This window comes from Enterobacter sp. SGAir0187, assembly GCF_002952735.2.
Classification (GTDB): Bacteria; Pseudomonadota; Gammaproteobacteria; order Enterobacterales; family Enterobacteriaceae; genus Enterobacter; species Enterobacter quasiroggenkampii.
In genome coordinates, this window is sequence record NZ_CP025034.2 from 2736821 (window position 1) to 2753402 (window position 16582).

Consider the following 16582-nt stretch of genomic DNA (forward strand, 5'->3'; position numbering starts at 1 on the left):
AATAAATGTGAATAAAAATACATTAACGTTGAGCATAAAGGAACCCGATGTTGAATACGCTGATTGTAGGCGCTAGCGGTTATGCGGGCGCAGAGCTTGTAAGCTACGTGAATCGCCATCCACATATGACCATAACCGCTTTGACCGTGTCAGCGCAAAGCAATGATGCAGGAAAGTTAATTTCCGATTTGCATCCGCAGCTTAAGGGCATGGTCGATCTGCCGCTGCAGCCCATGTCTGACATCAGCGAGTTTACTGACGGCGTCGACGTGGTGTTTTTAGCCACCGCACACGAGGTCAGCCACGACCTGGCGCCGCAGTTCCTGGCGGCTGGCTGCGTGGTCTTCGACCTCTCCGGCGCGTTCCGCGTTAACGACGGTGCGTTCTACGAAAAATATTACGGTTTCACCCATCAGCATCCGGATCTGCTTGAAAAAGCGGTGTACGGCCTGGCGGAGTGGAGCGCAGATAAACTGAAAGAAGCGGATTTGATTGCCGTTCCTGGCTGCTACCCGACGGCAGCGCAGCTTTCCCTGAAGCCGCTGATCGACGCAGGTCTGCTGGATCTGAACCAGTGGCCGGTGATCAACGCCACCAGCGGCGTGAGCGGTGCAGGACGCAAGGCGGCGATTTCCAACAGCTTCTGCGAAGTGAGCCTTCAGCCGTATGGCGTGTTTAATCACCGTCATCACCCTGAGATCACAACGCATCTGGGCGCGGACGTCATTTTCACCCCGCACCTGGGCAGCTTCCCGCGTGGGATCCTCGAAACCATTACCTGCCGCCTGAAGCCGGGTGTGACCAAAGAACAGGTGAACGAGGTCTTCACGCAGGCGTATGCGGACAAACCGCTGGTGCGCCTGTACGACAAAGGCGTGCCGGCGCTGAAAAACGTGGTCGGTCTGCCGTTCTGCGATATCGGCTTTGCCGTTCAGGGTGAGCATCTCATCGTGGTGGCCGCAGAAGATAACTTACTGAAAGGCGCTGCCGCACAGGCAATGCAGTGTGCAAATATTCGTTTCGGTTTCCCTGAAACGCAGGCTCTTATTTAAGGTGTGATGATGAACCCATTAATTATCAAACTCGGTGGTGTACTGCTGGACAGCGAAGAAGCGCTGGAGCGTCTGTTTACCGCGCTGGTGAACTATCGCGAATCACACCAACGTCCACTGGTGATTGTGCACGGCGGCGGCTGCGTGGTGGATGAGCTGATGAAAGGGCTCAACCTGCCGGTGATCAAGAAAAACGGCCTGCGCGTGACGCCTGCGGATCAGATTGACATTATCACCGGTGCGCTGGCGGGTACGGCGAACAAAACCCTGCTGTCCTGGGCGAAGAAACACCACATTGCCTCCGTTGGCCTCTATCTGGGCGATGGTGACAGCGTAAAAGTGACCCAGCTCGACGAAGCGCTCGGTCATGTTGGACTGGCGCAGCCGGGTTCGCCTAAGCTGATTAACACGCTGCTGGAAGGCGGGTTCCTGCCGGTGGTGAGCTCTATCGGCGTGACCGAAGAGGGTGAGCTGATGAACGTTAACGCTGACCAGGCGGCAACCGCACTGGCGGCAACGCTGGGTGCGGACCTGATCCTGCTCTCCGACGTGAGCGGCATTCTGGACGGAAAAGGCCAGCGCATTGCGGAAATGACCGCAGAGAAAGCCGAGCAGCTGATTGCCCAGGGCATTATTACCGACGGCATGATCGTCAAAGTGAACGCCGCGCTGGATGCGGCGCGCACGCTGGGCCGTCCGGTGGATATCGCCTCCTGGCGTCACGCGGAACAACTGCCGGCGCTGTTTAACGGCACGCCGATTGGCACGCGTATTTTAGCGTAATCGATTTAATGTTTTGTAGGCCCGGTAAGCGCAGCGCCACCGGGCAATGAAATTCAAAGATATTAAGGAAGCATGTTATGGCACTTTGGGGTGGGCGTTTTACACAGGCAGCGGATCAGCGGTTCAAACAGTTCAACGACTCTTTGCGCTTCGACTACCGCCTGGCCGAACAGGATATTGTCGGCTCTGTGGCCTGGTCCAAAGCGCTGGTGACGGTGGGCGTGCTGACCCCAGAGGAACAGCTGCAGCTGGAAGAGGCGCTCAACAATCTGCTGGAAGAAGTGCGTCTGGATCCGCAGCAAATTCTGCAGAGCGATGCCGAAGATATTCACAGCTGGGTGGAAGGTAAACTGATCGACAAGGTCGGCCAGCTGGGTAAAAAGCTGCATACCGGCCGGAGCCGTAACGACCAGGTCGCCACCGATCTGAAGCTGTGGTGTAAGGATACCGTTGGCGAACTGCTGGCGGCTAACCGTCAGCTGCAGACCGCGCTGGTGGAGACCGCACAAAATAATCAGGACGCGGTGATGCCGGGTTATACCCACCTGCAGCGCGCGCAGCCGGTGACCTTTGCGCACTGGTGTCTGGCCTATGTAGAGATGCTGGCGCGTGATGAAAGTCGTCTGCAGGATACCCTGAAGCGTCTGGACGTCAGCCCGCTGGGCAGCGGCGCGCTGGCGGGTACCGCTTACGAAATCGACCGTGAACAGCTGGCAGGCTGGCTGGGCTTTGCCTCCGCTACCCGTAACAGCCTGGACAGCGTCTCTGACCGTGACCACGTGCTGGAGCTGCTCTCCAATGCCTCTATCGGTATGGTGCACCTGTCGCGCTTTGCTGAAGACCTGATCTTCTTTAACTCTGGCGAAGCGGGCTTTGTTGAGCTGTCCGACCGCGTGACCTCAGGTTCATCCCTGATGCCGCAGAAGAAAAATCCGGACGCGCTGGAGCTGATCCGCGGCAAATGTGGCCGCGTGCAGGGCGCGCTGACCGGCATGATGATGACACTGAAAGGGCTGCCGCTGGCGTATAACAAAGATATGCAGGAAGACAAAGAAGGGCTGTTCGACGCGCTCGACACCTGGCTGGACTGTCTGCATATGGGCGCGCTGGTGCTGGACGGCATTCAGGTGAAGCGTCCTCGCTGTCAGGAAGCGGCGCAGCAGGGCTATGCGAACGCGACCGAGCTGGCAGATTACCTGGTGGCGAAAGGCGTACCGTTCCGTGAAGCGCACCATATTGTCGGTGAAGCGGTAGTGGAAGCCATTCGTCAGGGTAAACCGCTGGAAGATCTGGCGCTGGCCGATCTACAGAAATTCAGCGCGGTTATCGGGGATGATGTGTATCCGATTCTTTCGCTGCAGTCCTGCCTGGACAAGCGTGCGGCGAAAGGCGGTGTGTCGCCTAAGCAGGTGGCGCAGGCGATTGCGGATGCGAAAAGCCGACTGATTTGATTGGGTTTAAATAGTGCGGGCTGGTGCCCTCACCCCGGCCCTCTCCCACTGGGAGAGGGAGCAAACATTAAAAATGGCAACTTCGGTTGCCATTTTGCTTTTACCTCGGGCTTTTTTACGCAAAAAAAAGCGGACCACGGGGTCCGCAAAAGTTCACGTTGGCTTTAGTTGTTCGAGTTTTGAGAGAAACTCGCTGACGGTGAGGGGACGTCAAGGGTCAAACACGTGCCGCCTCGTCTATGTGGTGTATTATTCAACAGAATGCTTGATAGGGATAATCGTTCGTTGCTATTCTATCTATCGCCATGAACTATCGTGGCGACGGAGGATGAATAATGAATATTCGTGATCTTGAATACCTGGTAGCGTTAGCTGAGCATCGCCATTTTCGCCGCGCGGCGGACTCCTGCCACGTCAGCCAGCCCACGCTGAGCGGCCAGATCCGTAAGCTGGAAGACGAGCTGGGCGTGATGCTGCTGGAGCGCACCAGTCGTAAGGTTCTGTTCACACAGGCAGGTCTTCTGCTGGTGGATCAGGCGCGCACCGTGCTGCGCGAGGTCAAAGTGCTCAAGGAAATGGCAAGCCAGCAGGGGGAGGCCATGTCCGGCCCGCTGCATATTGGCCTGATCCCAACCGTTGGCCCGTACCTGTTACCGCACATCATTCCGATGCTGCACCAGACGTTCCCGAAACTCGAAATGTACCTGCACGAAGCGCAAACCCATCAGCTGCTGGCACAGCTGGACAGCGGCAAGCTCGACTGCGCCATTCTGGCACTGGTCAAAGAGAGCGAAGCGTTTATTGAAGTACCGCTGTTCGATGAGCCAATGATGCTGGCGATCTATGAAGATCACCCGTGGGCGAACCGCGATCGCGTGCCGATGGCCGATCTGGCGGGTGAAAAGCTGCTGATGCTGGAAGATGGCCACTGCCTGCGCGATCAGGCGATGGGCTTCTGCTTCGAAGCGGGTGCGGATGAGGATACCCATTTCCGCGCAACCAGCCTGGAAACGCTGCGTAATATGGTGGCGGCGGGAAGCGGTATTACGCTGCTGCCTGCGCTGGCGGTACCGCACGAGCGTAAACGTGATGGCGTGGTTTATTTGCCGTGCATTAAACCAGAGCCGCGTCGTACGATTGGCCTGGTCTATCGCCCTGGGTCACCGCTGCGCAGCCGCTATGAGCAGCTGGCAGAGGCCATCCGTGGTGCGATGGATGGCCATTTCGACAGCGCGTTAAAACAGGCGGTTTAAGCCGTTCAGCGCGGCTACCCGATAGGCTTCTGCCATGGTCGGGTAGTTAAAGGTGGTGTTAACGAAGTACTCAATGGTGTTACCACCACCTTTCTGCTCCATGATGGCCTGTCCGATATGAATGATTTCCGCGGCGCGTTCACCAAAGCAGTGAATGCCGAGGATCTCTTTCGTCTCGCGATGGAACAGAATTTTCAGCGTACCCACGCTCATCCCCACGATTTGCGCCCGCGCCAGATGTTTAAACTGCGCACGACCCACCTCGTAAGGCACCTTCATTGACGTCAGCTGCTGCTCGGTTTTCCCTACGGAACTGATTTCCGGGATGGTATAGATGCCCGTCGGGATATCTTCAATCAGATGTGCCGTCGCTTCGCCTTTCACCAGCGCCTGAGCCGCAATGCGTCCCTGGTCGTAAGCGGCTGAGGCCAGGCTTGGGTAGCCAATCACGTCGCCGACCGCGTAAACGTGCGGCAGGGCGGTCTGATACATGCTGTTGACCTTCAGCTGACCGCGGCTGTCGGTCTCAAGCCCGATATTTTCCAGCTGCAGTGAATCGGTATTGCCGGTACGGCCGTTGGCGTACAGGAGGCAGTCCGCTTTCAGTTTCTTGCCGGACTTGAGATGCATGATCACCCCGTCGTCGCAGCCTTCGATCTTCTCGTACTCTTCGTTGTGGCGAATGACCACGCCGCTGTTCCAGAAGTGGTAGGAGAGGGAATCCGACATCTCCTGATCGAGGAAGGCCAGCAGGCGGTCTCGAGTGTTGATCAGGTCAACTTTGACGTCCATTCCGCGGAAGATCGACGCATATTCGCAACCAATGACCCCTGCGCCATAGATAATGACGTGGCGGGGTTCATGGTGCAGGCTGAGAATCGAGTCGCTGTCGTAGACGCGCGGGTGCGAGAAATCCACATCGGCCGGATGGTACGGGCGTGAACCGCAGGCAATCACAAATTTTTCAGCGGTGATGGTTTCAACCGACCCGTCGTGGCATTCGAGTGCCAGGGTGTGTTCATCCACAAAATGCGCGTTGCCCTGCAAAATTTCACAGTGGTTACGCTCATAAAACCCCTGACGCATGCGCGTCTGCTGGTTAATGACGGTATCCGCGTGGTTCAGGATGTCGGCAAAGGAGGAACGAAGAAGTCGGGAGTGGTCGCTGTAAAGAGGGTTCTGGTTAAATTCGATAATGCGGCTAACGGCGTGGCGGAGGGCTTTCGAAGGGATGGTGCCCCAGTGGGTGCAACCGCCGCCGACATTATGGTAGCGCTCAATGACCGCTACTCTGGCTCCCTGTTTCACCAGACCCATAGCAGCGCCTTCGCCGCCGGGGCCGGAACCAATAACTATTGCGTCGTAATCGTAGGAATGTGGCATGGCAAGGCTTACCTGTTCTTATACATAAAAGCAACAGAATCATAACATCATTGGCAGGGTAACCCAATTATCGTTGTGCTTTTTTCCGGCAGTGGAGCACAAACCGCACGTAAACAATCATTCACAAAGCCAGGCAAACAGATTAATTTTATTCTCTGGTATAGTGCCATCAGGCCTTTGGAAGGATTCAACTATCGTGATGGGCGTAAGAGCACAACAAAAAGAGAAAACCCGGCGTTCGCTGGTGGAAGCCGCATTCAGTCAACTGAGTGCTGAGCGAAGTTTTGCCAGTTTGAGCCTGCGCGAAGTCGCACGCGAGGCCGGGATTGCGCCAACGTCCTTCTATCGTCACTTCCGTGATGTGGATGAACTGGGCCTGACTATGGTCGACGAGAGTGGTTTGATGCTGCGTCAACTGATGCGCCAGGCGCGTCAGCGTATCGCCAAAGGGGGCAGCGTGATCCGTACCTCTGTGTCGACCTTTATGGAATTTATCGGCAATAACCCCAACGCGTTTCGTCTGCTTCTGCGCGAGCGTTCGGGCACGTCTGCGGCGTTTCGTGCCGCCGTCGCGCGCGAAATTCAGCACTTCATCGCGGAACTTGCCGACTATCTTGAACTCGAAAACCATATGCCGCGTGCGTTTACTGAAGCACAGGCCGAGGCGATGGTGACAATTGTATTCAGCGCGGGTGCCGAAGCGCTGGATGTCAGCATTGAACAACGCAAGCAGCTTGAAGAGCGACTGGTATTGCAGCTCAGGATGATCTCCAAAGGCGCGTACTACTGGTATCGCCGTGAACAAGAGAAGTTGGCACATCAAACCGAAGAGTGAAGGTGAGTAATGAAACAGTCAGGTCAGGATAAAGGGACGCTGTTGCTGGCATTGATCGCTGGCTTATCCATTAATGGTACGTTCGCCGCTATTTTTAGCTCCATCGTGCCGTTTTCGATTTTCCCGCTTATTGCGCTGGTGCTGACGGTTTACTGCCTGCATCAACGTTACCTGAACCGCACCATGCCGGTGGGGTTACCGGGGCTGGCCGCCGCCTGCTTTATTCTGGGCGTATTGCTGTACAGCACGGTGGTGCGCGCGGAGTATCCGGATATCGGCTCTAACTTCCTGCCGGCGGTCCTGTCTGTGGCGCTGGTGTTCTGGATTGGTTCGCGCATGCGTAGCCGCAAGGGCCAGTTACCAGAGTAATGAATGATTTGTAGGGCAGGTAAGCGAAGCGCCACCTGCCAAAAACGCCGGATGGCGCTACGCTTATCCGGCCTACAGATCACCGTGCGGTAAGTAAAACACCGCACTCCATATGGTGCGTATACGGGAACTGATCGAACAGCGCCAGACGTTCAACCTTGTGCGTCTGGCCTAACGTTTCCAGGTTCTTGCACAGGGTCTCCGGATTACAGGAGATGTACAAAATACGCGGGTACGCCTGCACCATCTTCTCGGTTTCGCTGTCCAGGCCACTGCGCGGCGGGTCGACAAAAATCGTCTCACACTGGTAGCTCTTCAGATCGATGCCTTCCAGACGGTTAAACTGGCGTACGCCGTTCATCGCCTGCGTGAACTCTTCTGCGGCCATACGAATGATCTGCACGTTGTCGATATGGTTGGCGGCAATGTTGTACTGCGCGGCGGCAACCGACGGTTTGGCGATTTCCGTTGCCAGGACGCGATCGAAGTTACGCGCCAGCGCCAGCGAGAAGTTGCCGTTACCGCAGTAGAGCTCAAGCAGATCGCCCGTTGATCCTTCCGTCGCCTTCAGTGCCCACTCCAGCATCTGCACGTTCATTGCAGCGTTCGGCTGGGTGAAGCTGTTCTCGACCTGACGATAGACCATCTCTTTACCCGCCACCGGCAGACGCTCGTCGATGTAGTCCTGATCCAGCATGATTTTGGTTTTTGTCGCGCGGCCAATCAGGTGAACGTTGATGTTCTGCGCACGCAGCGCATCGCGCAGCGCTTCTGCCTGCTCGCGCCACTCGTCGTTCAGGGCTTTGTGGTACAGCAGGGAGACAATCGCCTGATTGCTTTGCGTGGTCAGGTAGTCAATCTGGAAAAGCTTGTTACGCAGTACCGGGTTGTTACGCACGCCGTCCATCATCAGCGTCATCAGCTGGTTGATAAGCTCACTCGCCGCCGGGAAGCTGTCCACGCGTATACGGGATTTCGTCTGCTGATCGAAAATGATGTGGTACAGGTCGTCACCGTCGTGCCAGATGCGGAACTCGGCGCGCATGCGGTAGTGGCTGACAGGAGAGCGGAACACCTCGGGAACGGGCGCGTTGAAAGGCGTCATCATACTTTGCAGGCGGACAACTTTCTCTGCCAGCTGCGCGTCGTACTGTTCTGTCGGGAGGTGTTCTGGGGTCATGATGCGTCCTGAGTGATAAAGAATTACGCGGCGATTGTAGGGATTGTTCAGGGGATGTCCAGATTTAATGGCCAATAGCTGTCTGGACATCCATACGTGTCTAATTGTAGCATTCTGTTTCCGGTCTCCTGAGAGTGAAAAGGGAATCCAGTGTAAATCTGGAGCTGACGCGCAGCGGTAAAGACTGGCGGGATGAGCGTTGTAGACACTGTGAAAATGGGAAGTCTTCATCCTTATATAGCCACCTAGCCCGAAGACCTGCCGGGATCACGTCGCATTTGGTTTCATCATCGCGTGCTATCGATGAGGCCTGCGGCATCCTTCTTATATTGTGGATGCTTTAACAATGATTAAAAAAGTATCGCTGTTGACGGCGTTGTCCGTCACGGCATTTTCGGGCTGGGCGCAGGATAGCGCAGACTCGTTGGTGGTGACGGCAAATCGTTTTGAACAACCTGAAAAAACTATTCTGGCTGCAAACACGGTTGTTACGCGTGCCGATATTGACCGTTGGCAGTCAACCTCGCTCCTGGATGTTATGCGCCGCCTGCCCGGCGTGGATACGGCGCAAAGTGGTGGGATGGGGCAACTCTCTTCTCTCTTTATCCGTGGCACCAACTCCAGCCACGTCCTGATCCTTGTTGATGGGATCCGCCTTAACCAGGCGGGCGTCACGGGGTCGTCCGATCTCAGCCAGTTCCCAATCTCCCTGGTACAGCGAATCGAATATGTTCGTGGACCGCGTTCGGCGGTATACGGCTCAGACGCGATCGGTGGCGTCGTAAACATTATTACTACTCGTGCGAAGGACGGTACCACGCTGAATGCTGGCGTAGGCTCGCACGGCTACCAGAATTATGGTGGCAGTACTCAGCAAACACTGGGCGACAGCACGCGCGTCACGCTTGCGGGTGATTATACCTATACCAAAGGATTTGATGTGGTTGCGGACGGCAACAATGGTGGCCTTGCCCAGACCGATCGCGACGGCTTTATGAATAAAACGCTCTACGGCGCACTGGATCACGCATTCTCAGATCAGTGGAGCGGTTTTGTTCGCGGCTTTGGCTACAGCAACCGTACGGCCTACGACGGTTACTACAGCTCCTTTACCCCTGACGTACTGGTCGATACCCGCCAGCTCTATAGTCAGACCTGGGATGCAGGATTGCGCTTCAACGATGACATCTTCCATTCACAACTGCTCACCAGCTATAGCCACAGCAAGGACTATAACTACGACCCGAATTTAGGCCGCTACGATTCGACAGCCACGCTGGATGAAATCAAGCAGTACAATGTCCAGTGGCTCAACTCCGTTGATGTTGGCCATGGGAACATTGGCGCGGGCGTTGACTGGCAGAAGCAGAGCACCGAGCCGGGTACAAACTACGTGACCAACGGCTACGACCTGCGTAACACCGGTGTTTACATGACCGGGCTGCAGCAGTTTGGTGACTTCACCCTGGAAGGAGCGGTTCGCAGCGATGACAACTCTCAGTTCGGTCGTCATGGCACCTGGCAAAGCAGTGCGGCCTGGGAGTTCGTGCAGGGTTACCGTTTCGTTGCTTCTTATGGTACGGCCTATAAAGCACCGAATCTGGGACAACTCTATGGTTTCTATGGCAATGACCATCTTGATCCAGAAGAGAGCAAACAGTGGGAAGGTGCGTTTGAAGGCCTGACGGCAGGCGTGAGCTGGCGCGTATCCGGCTACCGTAATGACGTTGATAATCTCATCGACTTCAATAATAACCTCCAGCAATATTACAACGTCGGTAAAGCACGCATTAAAGGTGTGGAAGCGACAGCATCGTTTGACACGGGGCCGTTGACGCATACTGTAGGCTACGACTACGTGGATGCCCGCAATGCCGAAACCAACGAACTTCTGGACCGTCGTGCTAAGCAACAGGTGAAATATCAGCTCGACACGCAGATCTATGATTTCGACTGGAGCCTGACTTATCACTATCTCGGTACGCGTTACGACACTGACTTTGGTACTTACCCGTCTGAGAAAGTAAAAATGGGCGGTGTAAGCCTGTGGGATGTCGCAGTTTCGTATCCTGTCACCTCACACCTTACAGTTCGTGGTAAAATAGCCAACCTGTTCGATAAAGATTACGAGACAGTTTATGGCTACCAAACTGCAGGACGGGAATACACCTTGTCTGGCAGCTACACCTTCTAATCCGCGTCCCACCGTGCTGGTGTTTGATTCCGGCGTCGGTGGGCTTTCGGTCTATGATGAGATTCGGCATCTCCTGCCGGATCTCCATTACATCTACGCCTTCGATAACGTCGCTTTCCCGTACGGGGAAAAGAGCGAAGATTTTATTGTCGAGCGCGTGGTGGAAATCGTCACTGCGGTACAAAAGCGCTATCCCCTTGCGCTGGCCGTCATCGCCTGTAACACGGCGAGCACCGTTTCTCTTCCCGCCCTGCGCGAAAAATTCCAGTTCCCGGTTGTGGGCGTCGTCCCTGCAATAAAGCCTGCCGCGCGTCTGACAGCGAACGGCATTGTGGGCTTGCTGGCTACGCGAGGCACGGTAAAGCGTCCTTATACCCGAGAGCTGATCGACCGTTTCGCTAATGAATGCCAGATTGCAATGCTTGGCTCCGCAGAGCTGGTGGAGATGGCGGAAGCGAAACTGCACGGCGAGACGGTATCGCTCGAAGAGCTGCGTCGTATTCTTCGTCCGTGGCTGCGGATGCCCGAACCACCGGATACGGTTGTGCTGGGCTGCACCCACTTCCCTCTCTTGCATGAAGAGCTATTAGAAGTGCTTCCGGAGGGGACGCGGCTGGTGGATTCTGGTGCGGCGATCGCCCGTCGTACGGCCTGGCTGCTGGAGCACGAAGCGCCGGATGCGAAATCTACCGATGCAAATATCGCATTTTGCATGGCTATCACGAAAGAGACTGAGCAACTTTTACCCGTTTTACGCCGTTATGGCTTTGAAACGCTCGAAAAACTGGCGCTATAGCACGGTTTTGAGCAAAAAAGAGACGGTTGAAAGTTTTTTTTTAAAGAGGGGTTGTCAACGTCTGAGAACTCCCTATAATGCGCCTCCACTGACACGGAACAACGGCTTACAGGCCGCCGGGTTAGCGGGGTTCAGAGATGAACGCCAACAGAGAAAAGCGAAAATAATCACTTGACTCTGAATGAGGAAAACGTAATATACGGGACCTCGCAACGGTGAGCGAAAGCCGCGTTGCACTGCTCTTTAACAATTTATCAGACAATCTGTGTGGGCACTCAAAGTGACATGGATTCTTAATGTCTTCGGACAATAAATGAATACCAAGTCTCTGAGTGAACATGCGTAATTCATTACGAAGTTTAATTCACGAGCATCAAACTTAAATTGAAGAGTTTGATCATGGCTCAGATTGAACGCTGGCGGCAGGCCTAACACATGCAAGTCGAGCGGCAGCGGAAAGTAGCTTGCTACTTTGCCGGCGAGCGGCGGACGGGTGAGTAATGTCTGGGAAACTGCCTGATGGAGGGGGATAACTACTGGAAACGGTAGCTAATACCGCATAACGTCGCAAGACCAAAGAGGGGGACCTTCGGGCCTCTTGCCATCAGATGTGCCCAGATGGGATTAGCTAGTAGGTGGGGTAACGGCTCACCTAGGCGACGATCCCTAGCTGGTCTGAGAGGATGACCAGCCACACTGGAACTGAGACACGGTCCAGACTCCTACGGGAGGCAGCAGTGGGGAATATTGCACAATGGGCGCAAGCCTGATGCAGCCATGCCGCGTGTATGAAGAAGGCCTTCGGGTTGTAAAGTACTTTCAGCGGGGAGGAAGGTGTTGAGGTTAATAACCTCAGCAATTGACGTTACCCGCAGAAGAAGCACCGGCTAACTCCGTGCCAGCAGCCGCGGTAATACGGAGGGTGCAAGCGTTAATCGGAATTACTGGGCGTAAAGCGCACGCAGGCGGTCTGTCAAGTCGGATGTGAAATCCCCGGGCTCAACCTGGGAACTGCATTCGAAACTGGCAGGCTAGAGTCTTGTAGAGGGGGGTAGAATTCCAGGTGTAGCGGTGAAATGCGTAGAGATCTGGAGGAATACCGGTGGCGAAGGCGGCCCCCTGGACAAAGACTGACGCTCAGGTGCGAAAGCGTGGGGAGCAAACAGGATTAGATACCCTGGTAGTCCACGCCGTAAACGATGTCGACTTGGAGGTTGTGCCCTTGAGGCGTGGCTTCCGGAGCTAACGCGTTAAGTCGACCGCCTGGGGAGTACGGCCGCAAGGTTAAAACTCAAATGAATTGACGGGGGCCCGCACAAGCGGTGGAGCATGTGGTTTAATTCGATGCAACGCGAAGAACCTTACCTACTCTTGACATCCAGAGAACTTTCCAGAGATGGATTGGTGCCTTCGGGAACTCTGAGACAGGTGCTGCATGGCTGTCGTCAGCTCGTGTTGTGAAATGTTGGGTTAAGTCCCGCAACGAGCGCAACCCTTATCCTTTGTTGCCAGCGGTCCGGCCGGGAACTCAAAGGAGACTGCCAGTGATAAACTGGAGGAAGGTGGGGATGACGTCAAGTCATCATGGCCCTTACGAGTAGGGCTACACACGTGCTACAATGGCGCATACAAAGAGAAGCGACCTCGCGAGAGCAAGCGGACCTCATAAAGTGCGTCGTAGTCCGGATTGGAGTCTGCAACTCGACTCCATGAAGTCGGAATCGCTAGTAATCGTAGATCAGAATGCTACGGTGAATACGTTCCCGGGCCTTGTACACACCGCCCGTCACACCATGGGAGTGGGTTGCAAAAGAAGTAGGTAGCTTAACCTTCGGGAGGGCGCTTACCACTTTGTGATTCATGACTGGGGTGAAGTCGTAACAAGGTAACCGTAGGGGAACCTGCGGTTGGATCACCTCCTTACCTTAAAGAACCTGCCTTTGCAGTGCTCACACAGATTGTCTGATGAAAAAACAGCAGTAAAAATCTCTGCAGGCTTGTAGCTCAGGTGGTTAGAGCGCACCCCTGATAAGGGTGAGGTCGGTGGTTCAAGTCCACTCAGGCCTACCAAACTCCTTTTAAAGGATGAGCGGTACAGAGATTGCAAAACGATGGGGCTATAGCTCAGCTGGGAGAGCGCCTGCTTTGCACGCAGGAGGTCTGCGGTTCGATCCCGCATAGCTCCACCATCTTTTACTGCGAACCCAAGAAAACTTCAGAGTGAACCTGAAAAGGTGCACTGCGAAGTTTTGCTCTTTAAAAATCTGGATCAAGCTGAAAATTGAAACGACACATCTTAATGGTGTGTTCGAGTCTCTCAAATTTTCGCAATCATGAAGTGAAACATCTTCGGGTTGTGAGGTTAAGCGACTAAGCGTACACGGTGGATGCCCTGGCAGTCAGAGGCGATGAAGGACGTGCTAATCTGCGAAAAGCGCCGGCGAGGTGATATGAACCTTTGACCCGGCGATGTCCGAATGGGGAAACCCAGTGTGATTCGTCACACTATCGTTAACTGAATACATAGGTTAACGAGGCGAACCGGGGGAACTGAAACATCTAAGTACCCCGAGGAAAAGAAATCAACCGAGATTCCCCCAGTAGCGGCGAGCGAACGGGGAGCAGCCCAGAGTCTGAATCAGCTTGTGTGTTAGTGGAAGCGTCTGGAAAGTCGCACGGTACAGGGTGACAGTCCCGTACACGAAAACACACAGGTTGTGAACTCGAAGAGTAGGGCGGGACACGTGGTATCCTGTCTGAATATGGGGGGACCATCCTCCAAGGCTAAATACTCCTGACTGACCGATAGTGAACCAGTACCGTGAGGGAAAGGCGAAAAGAACCCCGGCGAGGGGAGTGAAAAAGAACCTGAAACCGTGTACGTACAAGCAGTGGGAGCACCTTCGTGGTGTGACTGCGTACCTTTTGTATAATGGGTCAGCGACTTATATTCTGTAGCAAGGTTAACCGTATAGGGGAGCCGAAGGGAAACCGAGTCTTAACTGGGCGTTAAGTTGCAGGGTATAGACCCGAAACCCGGTGATCTAGCCATGGGCAGGTTGAAGGTTGGGTAACACTAACTGGAGGACCGAACCGACTAATGTTGAAAAATTAGCGGATGACTTGTGGCTGGGGGTGAAAGGCCAATCAAACCGGGAGATAGCTGGTTCTCCCCGAAAGCTATTTAGGTAGCGCCTCGTGAACTCATCTTCGGGGGTAGAGCACTGTTTCGGCTAGGGGGCCATCCCGGCTTACCAACCCGATGCAAACTACGAATACCGAAGAATGTTATCACGGGAGACACACGGCGGGTGCTAACGTCCGTCGTGAAGAGGGAAACAACCCAGACCGCCAGCTAAGGTCCCAAAGTCATGGTTAAGTGGGAAACGATGTGGGAAGGCACAGACAGCCAGGATGTTGGCTTAGAAGCAGCCATCATTTAAAGAAAGCGTAATAGCTCACTGGTCGAGTCGGCCTGCGCGGAAGATGTAACGGGGCTAAACCATGCACCGAAGCTGCGGCAGCGACGCTTATGCGTTGTTGGGTAGGGGAGCGTTCTGTAAGCCGTTGAAGGTGTGCTGTGAGGCATGCTGGAGGTATCAGAAGTGCGAATGCTGACATAAGTAACGATAAAGCGGGTGAAAAGCCCGCTCGCCGGAAGACCAAGGGTTCCTGTCCAACGTTAATCGGGGCAGGGTGAGTCGACCCCTAAGGCGAGGCCGAAAGGCGTAGTCGATGGGAAACAGGTTAATATTCCTGTACTTGGTGTTACTGCGAAGGGGGGACGGAGAAGGCTATGTTAGCCGGGCGACGGTTGTCCCGGTTTAAGCATGTAGGCGGAGGTTCCAGGTAAATCCGGTACCTTTTAACGCTGAGGTGTGATGACGAGGCACTACGGTGCTGAAGTAACAAATGCCCTGCTTCCAGGAAAAGCCTCTAAGCATCAGGTAACATTAAATCGTACCCCAAACCGACACAGGTGGTCAGGTAGAGAATACCAAGGCGCTTGAGAGAACTCGGGTGAAGGAACTAGGCAAAATGGTGCCGTAACTTCGGGAGAAGGCACGCTGATATGTAGGTGAAGCCCCTGCGGGTGGAGCTGAAATCAGTCGAAGATACCAGCTGGCTGCAACTGTTTATTAAAAACACAGCACTGTGCAAACACGAAAGTGGACGTATACGGTGTGACGCCTGCCCGGTGCCGGAAGGTTAATTGATGGGGTTAGCGGCAACGCGAAGCTCTTGATCGAAGCCCCGGTAAACGGCGGCCGTAACTATAACGGTCCTAAGGTAGCGAAATTCCTTGTCGGGTAAGTTCCGACCTGCACGAATGGCGTAATGATGGCCAGGCTGTCTCCACCCGAGACTCAGTGAAATTGAACTCGCTGTGAAGATGCAGTGTACCCGCGGCAAGACGGAAAGACCCCGTGAACCTTTACTATAGCTTGACACTGAACACTGGTCCTTGATGTGTAGGATAGGTGGGAGGCTTTGAAGCGTGGACGCCAGTCTGCGTGGAGCCGTCCTTGAAATACCACCCTTTAATGGCTGGTGTTCTAACGTAGACCCGTGATCCGGGTTGCGGACAGTGTCTGGTGGGTAGTTTGACTGGGGCGGTCTCCTCCCAAAGAGTAACGGAGGAGCACGAAGGTTAGCTAATCCTGGTCGGACATCAGGAGGTTAGTGCAATGGCATAAGCTAGCTTGACTGCGAGAGTGACGGCTCGAGCAGGTGCGAAAGCAGGTCATAGTGATCCGGTGGTTCTGAATGGAAGGGCCATCGCTCAACGGATAAAAGGTACTCCGGGGATAACAGGCTGATACCGCCCAAGAGTTCATATCGACGGCGGTGTTTGGCACCTCGATGTCGGCTCATCACATCCTGGGGCTGAAGTAGGTCCCAAGGGTATGGCTGTTCGCCATTTAAAGTGGTACGCGAGCTGGGTTTAGAACGTCGTGAGACAGTTCGGTCCCTATCTGCCGTGGGCGCTGGAGAATTGAGGGGGGCTGCTCCTAGTACGAGAGGACCGGAGTGGACGCATCACTGGTGTTCGGGTTGTCATGCCAATGGCACTGCCCGGTAGCTAAATGCGGAAAAGATAAGTGCTGAAAGCATCTAAGCACGAAACTTGCCCCGAGATGAGTTCTCCCTGAGACTTTAAGTCTCCTGAAGGAACGTTAAAGACTATGACGTTGATAGGTCGGGTGTGTAAGCGCAGCGATGCGTTGAGCTAACCGATACTAATGAACCGTGAGGCTTAACCTTACAACGCCGAAGATGTTTTGG

General features: G+C 54.7%; 10 protein-coding genes, 2 tRNA genes, 2 rRNA genes and 1 riboswitch. Of the genes, 12 read left to right on the plus strand and 2 right to left on the minus strand.

Going from position 1 to position 16582, the window contains the following annotated elements:
* Window positions 1-47 precede the first annotated feature (47 nt).
* The 4 genes from argC to oxyR all read left to right on the plus strand — a co-directional run bounded on the left by argC (window position 48) and on the right by oxyR (window position 4539).
* Window positions 48-1052, plus strand: a complete 1005-nt coding sequence (gene argC / locus CWR52_RS13135; RefSeq protein WP_104949874.1) for an N-acetyl-gamma-glutamyl-phosphate reductase — start codon at window positions 48-50, stop codon at window positions 1050-1052.
* Window positions 1053-1058: 6 nt separating this feature from the next.
* Window positions 1059-1835 (plus strand): acetylglutamate kinase, encoded by a 777-nt coding sequence (gene argB / locus CWR52_RS13140; protein WP_086374972.1) that lies wholly within the window; start codon window positions 1059-1061, stop codon window positions 1833-1835.
* 77 nt (window positions 1836-1912) lie between these two features.
* Window positions 1913-3286: an argininosuccinate lyase gene (gene argH, locus CWR52_RS13145; protein WP_104949875.1), complete on the plus strand. Its 1374-nt coding sequence runs from the start codon at window positions 1913-1915 to the stop codon at window positions 3284-3286.
* A 335-nt stretch (window positions 3287-3621) separates the two neighbouring features.
* Window positions 3622-4539 carry a DNA-binding transcriptional regulator OxyR gene (oxyR, locus tag CWR52_RS13150; RefSeq protein WP_008501786.1) on the plus strand — a complete coding sequence of 306 codons (918 nt, stop codon included), beginning with the start codon at window positions 3622-3624 and terminating at the stop codon, window positions 4537-4539.
* Here the strand turns inward: oxyR and sthA are convergent.
* Entirely contained in the window at window positions 4522-5922 is a 1401-nt protein-coding gene (gene sthA, locus CWR52_RS13155) for a Si-specific NAD(P)(+) transhydrogenase (RefSeq protein ID WP_008501785.1), read from the minus strand. The two genes, oxyR and sthA, sit on opposite strands and share 18 nt — an antisense overlap.
* Before the next feature lie 196 nt (window positions 5923-6118).
* Between sthA and fabR the strand changes: the two genes are divergently transcribed.
* Both fabR and CWR52_RS13165 read left to right on the plus strand, forming a co-directional pair.
* Window positions 6119-6757 carry an HTH-type transcriptional repressor FabR gene (gene fabR / locus CWR52_RS13160; protein WP_008501784.1) on the plus strand — a complete coding sequence of 213 codons (639 nt, stop codon included), beginning with the start codon at window positions 6119-6121 and terminating at the stop codon, window positions 6755-6757.
* Window positions 6758-6766: 9 nt separating this feature from the next.
* Window positions 6767-7126: a YijD family membrane protein gene (locus CWR52_RS13165; RefSeq protein ID WP_104949876.1), complete on the plus strand. Its 360-nt coding sequence runs from the start codon at window positions 6767-6769 to the stop codon at window positions 7124-7126.
* Window positions 7127-7205: 79 nt separating this feature from the next.
* On the opposite strand, the gene trmA is transcribed toward CWR52_RS13165, so the two are convergent.
* The gene (gene trmA, locus CWR52_RS13170) at window positions 7206-8306 is read right to left on the minus strand and encodes a tRNA (uridine(54)-C5)-methyltransferase TrmA (RefSeq protein WP_039264231.1); all 1101 of its coding nucleotides are present in this window, start codon (window positions 8304-8306) and stop codon (window positions 7206-7208) included.
* 104 nt (window positions 8307-8410) lie between these two features.
* Window positions 8411-8586, plus strand: a riboswitch (cobalamin riboswitch).
* A gap of 66 nt (window positions 8587-8652) precedes the next feature.
* Here trmA and btuB point away from each other — a divergent pair.
* The 6 genes from btuB (at window position 8653) to CWR52_RS13200 (ending at window position 16561) form a co-directional block, all read left to right on the plus strand.
* Complete coding sequence (gene btuB / locus CWR52_RS13175) at window positions 8653-10500, plus strand: TonB-dependent vitamin B12 receptor BtuB (RefSeq protein WP_104949877.1); 1848 nt, start codon at window positions 8653-8655, stop codon at window positions 10498-10500.
* Complete coding sequence (murI, locus tag CWR52_RS13180) at window positions 10445-11296, plus strand: glutamate racemase (RefSeq protein WP_104949878.1); 852 nt, start codon at window positions 10445-10447, stop codon at window positions 11294-11296. Before btuB ends, murI begins: the two co-directional genes overlap by 56 nt.
* Before the next feature lie 381 nt (window positions 11297-11677).
* Window positions 11678-13219: ribosomal RNA gene (locus tag CWR52_RS13185) — 16S ribosomal RNA — on the plus strand.
* Window positions 13220-13289: 70 nt separating this feature from the next.
* Window positions 13290-13366 (plus strand) — tRNA-Ile (locus CWR52_RS13190).
* 43 nt (window positions 13367-13409) lie between these two features.
* Window positions 13410-13485 (plus strand) — tRNA-Ala (locus tag CWR52_RS13195).
* 171 nt (window positions 13486-13656) lie between these two features.
* Window positions 13657-16561 (plus strand): 23S ribosomal RNA (locus CWR52_RS13200).
* Together the 16S and 23S rRNA genes with 2 tRNA genes alongside form the textbook arrangement of a ribosomal RNA operon.
* Window positions 16562-16582 lie beyond the last annotated feature (21 nt).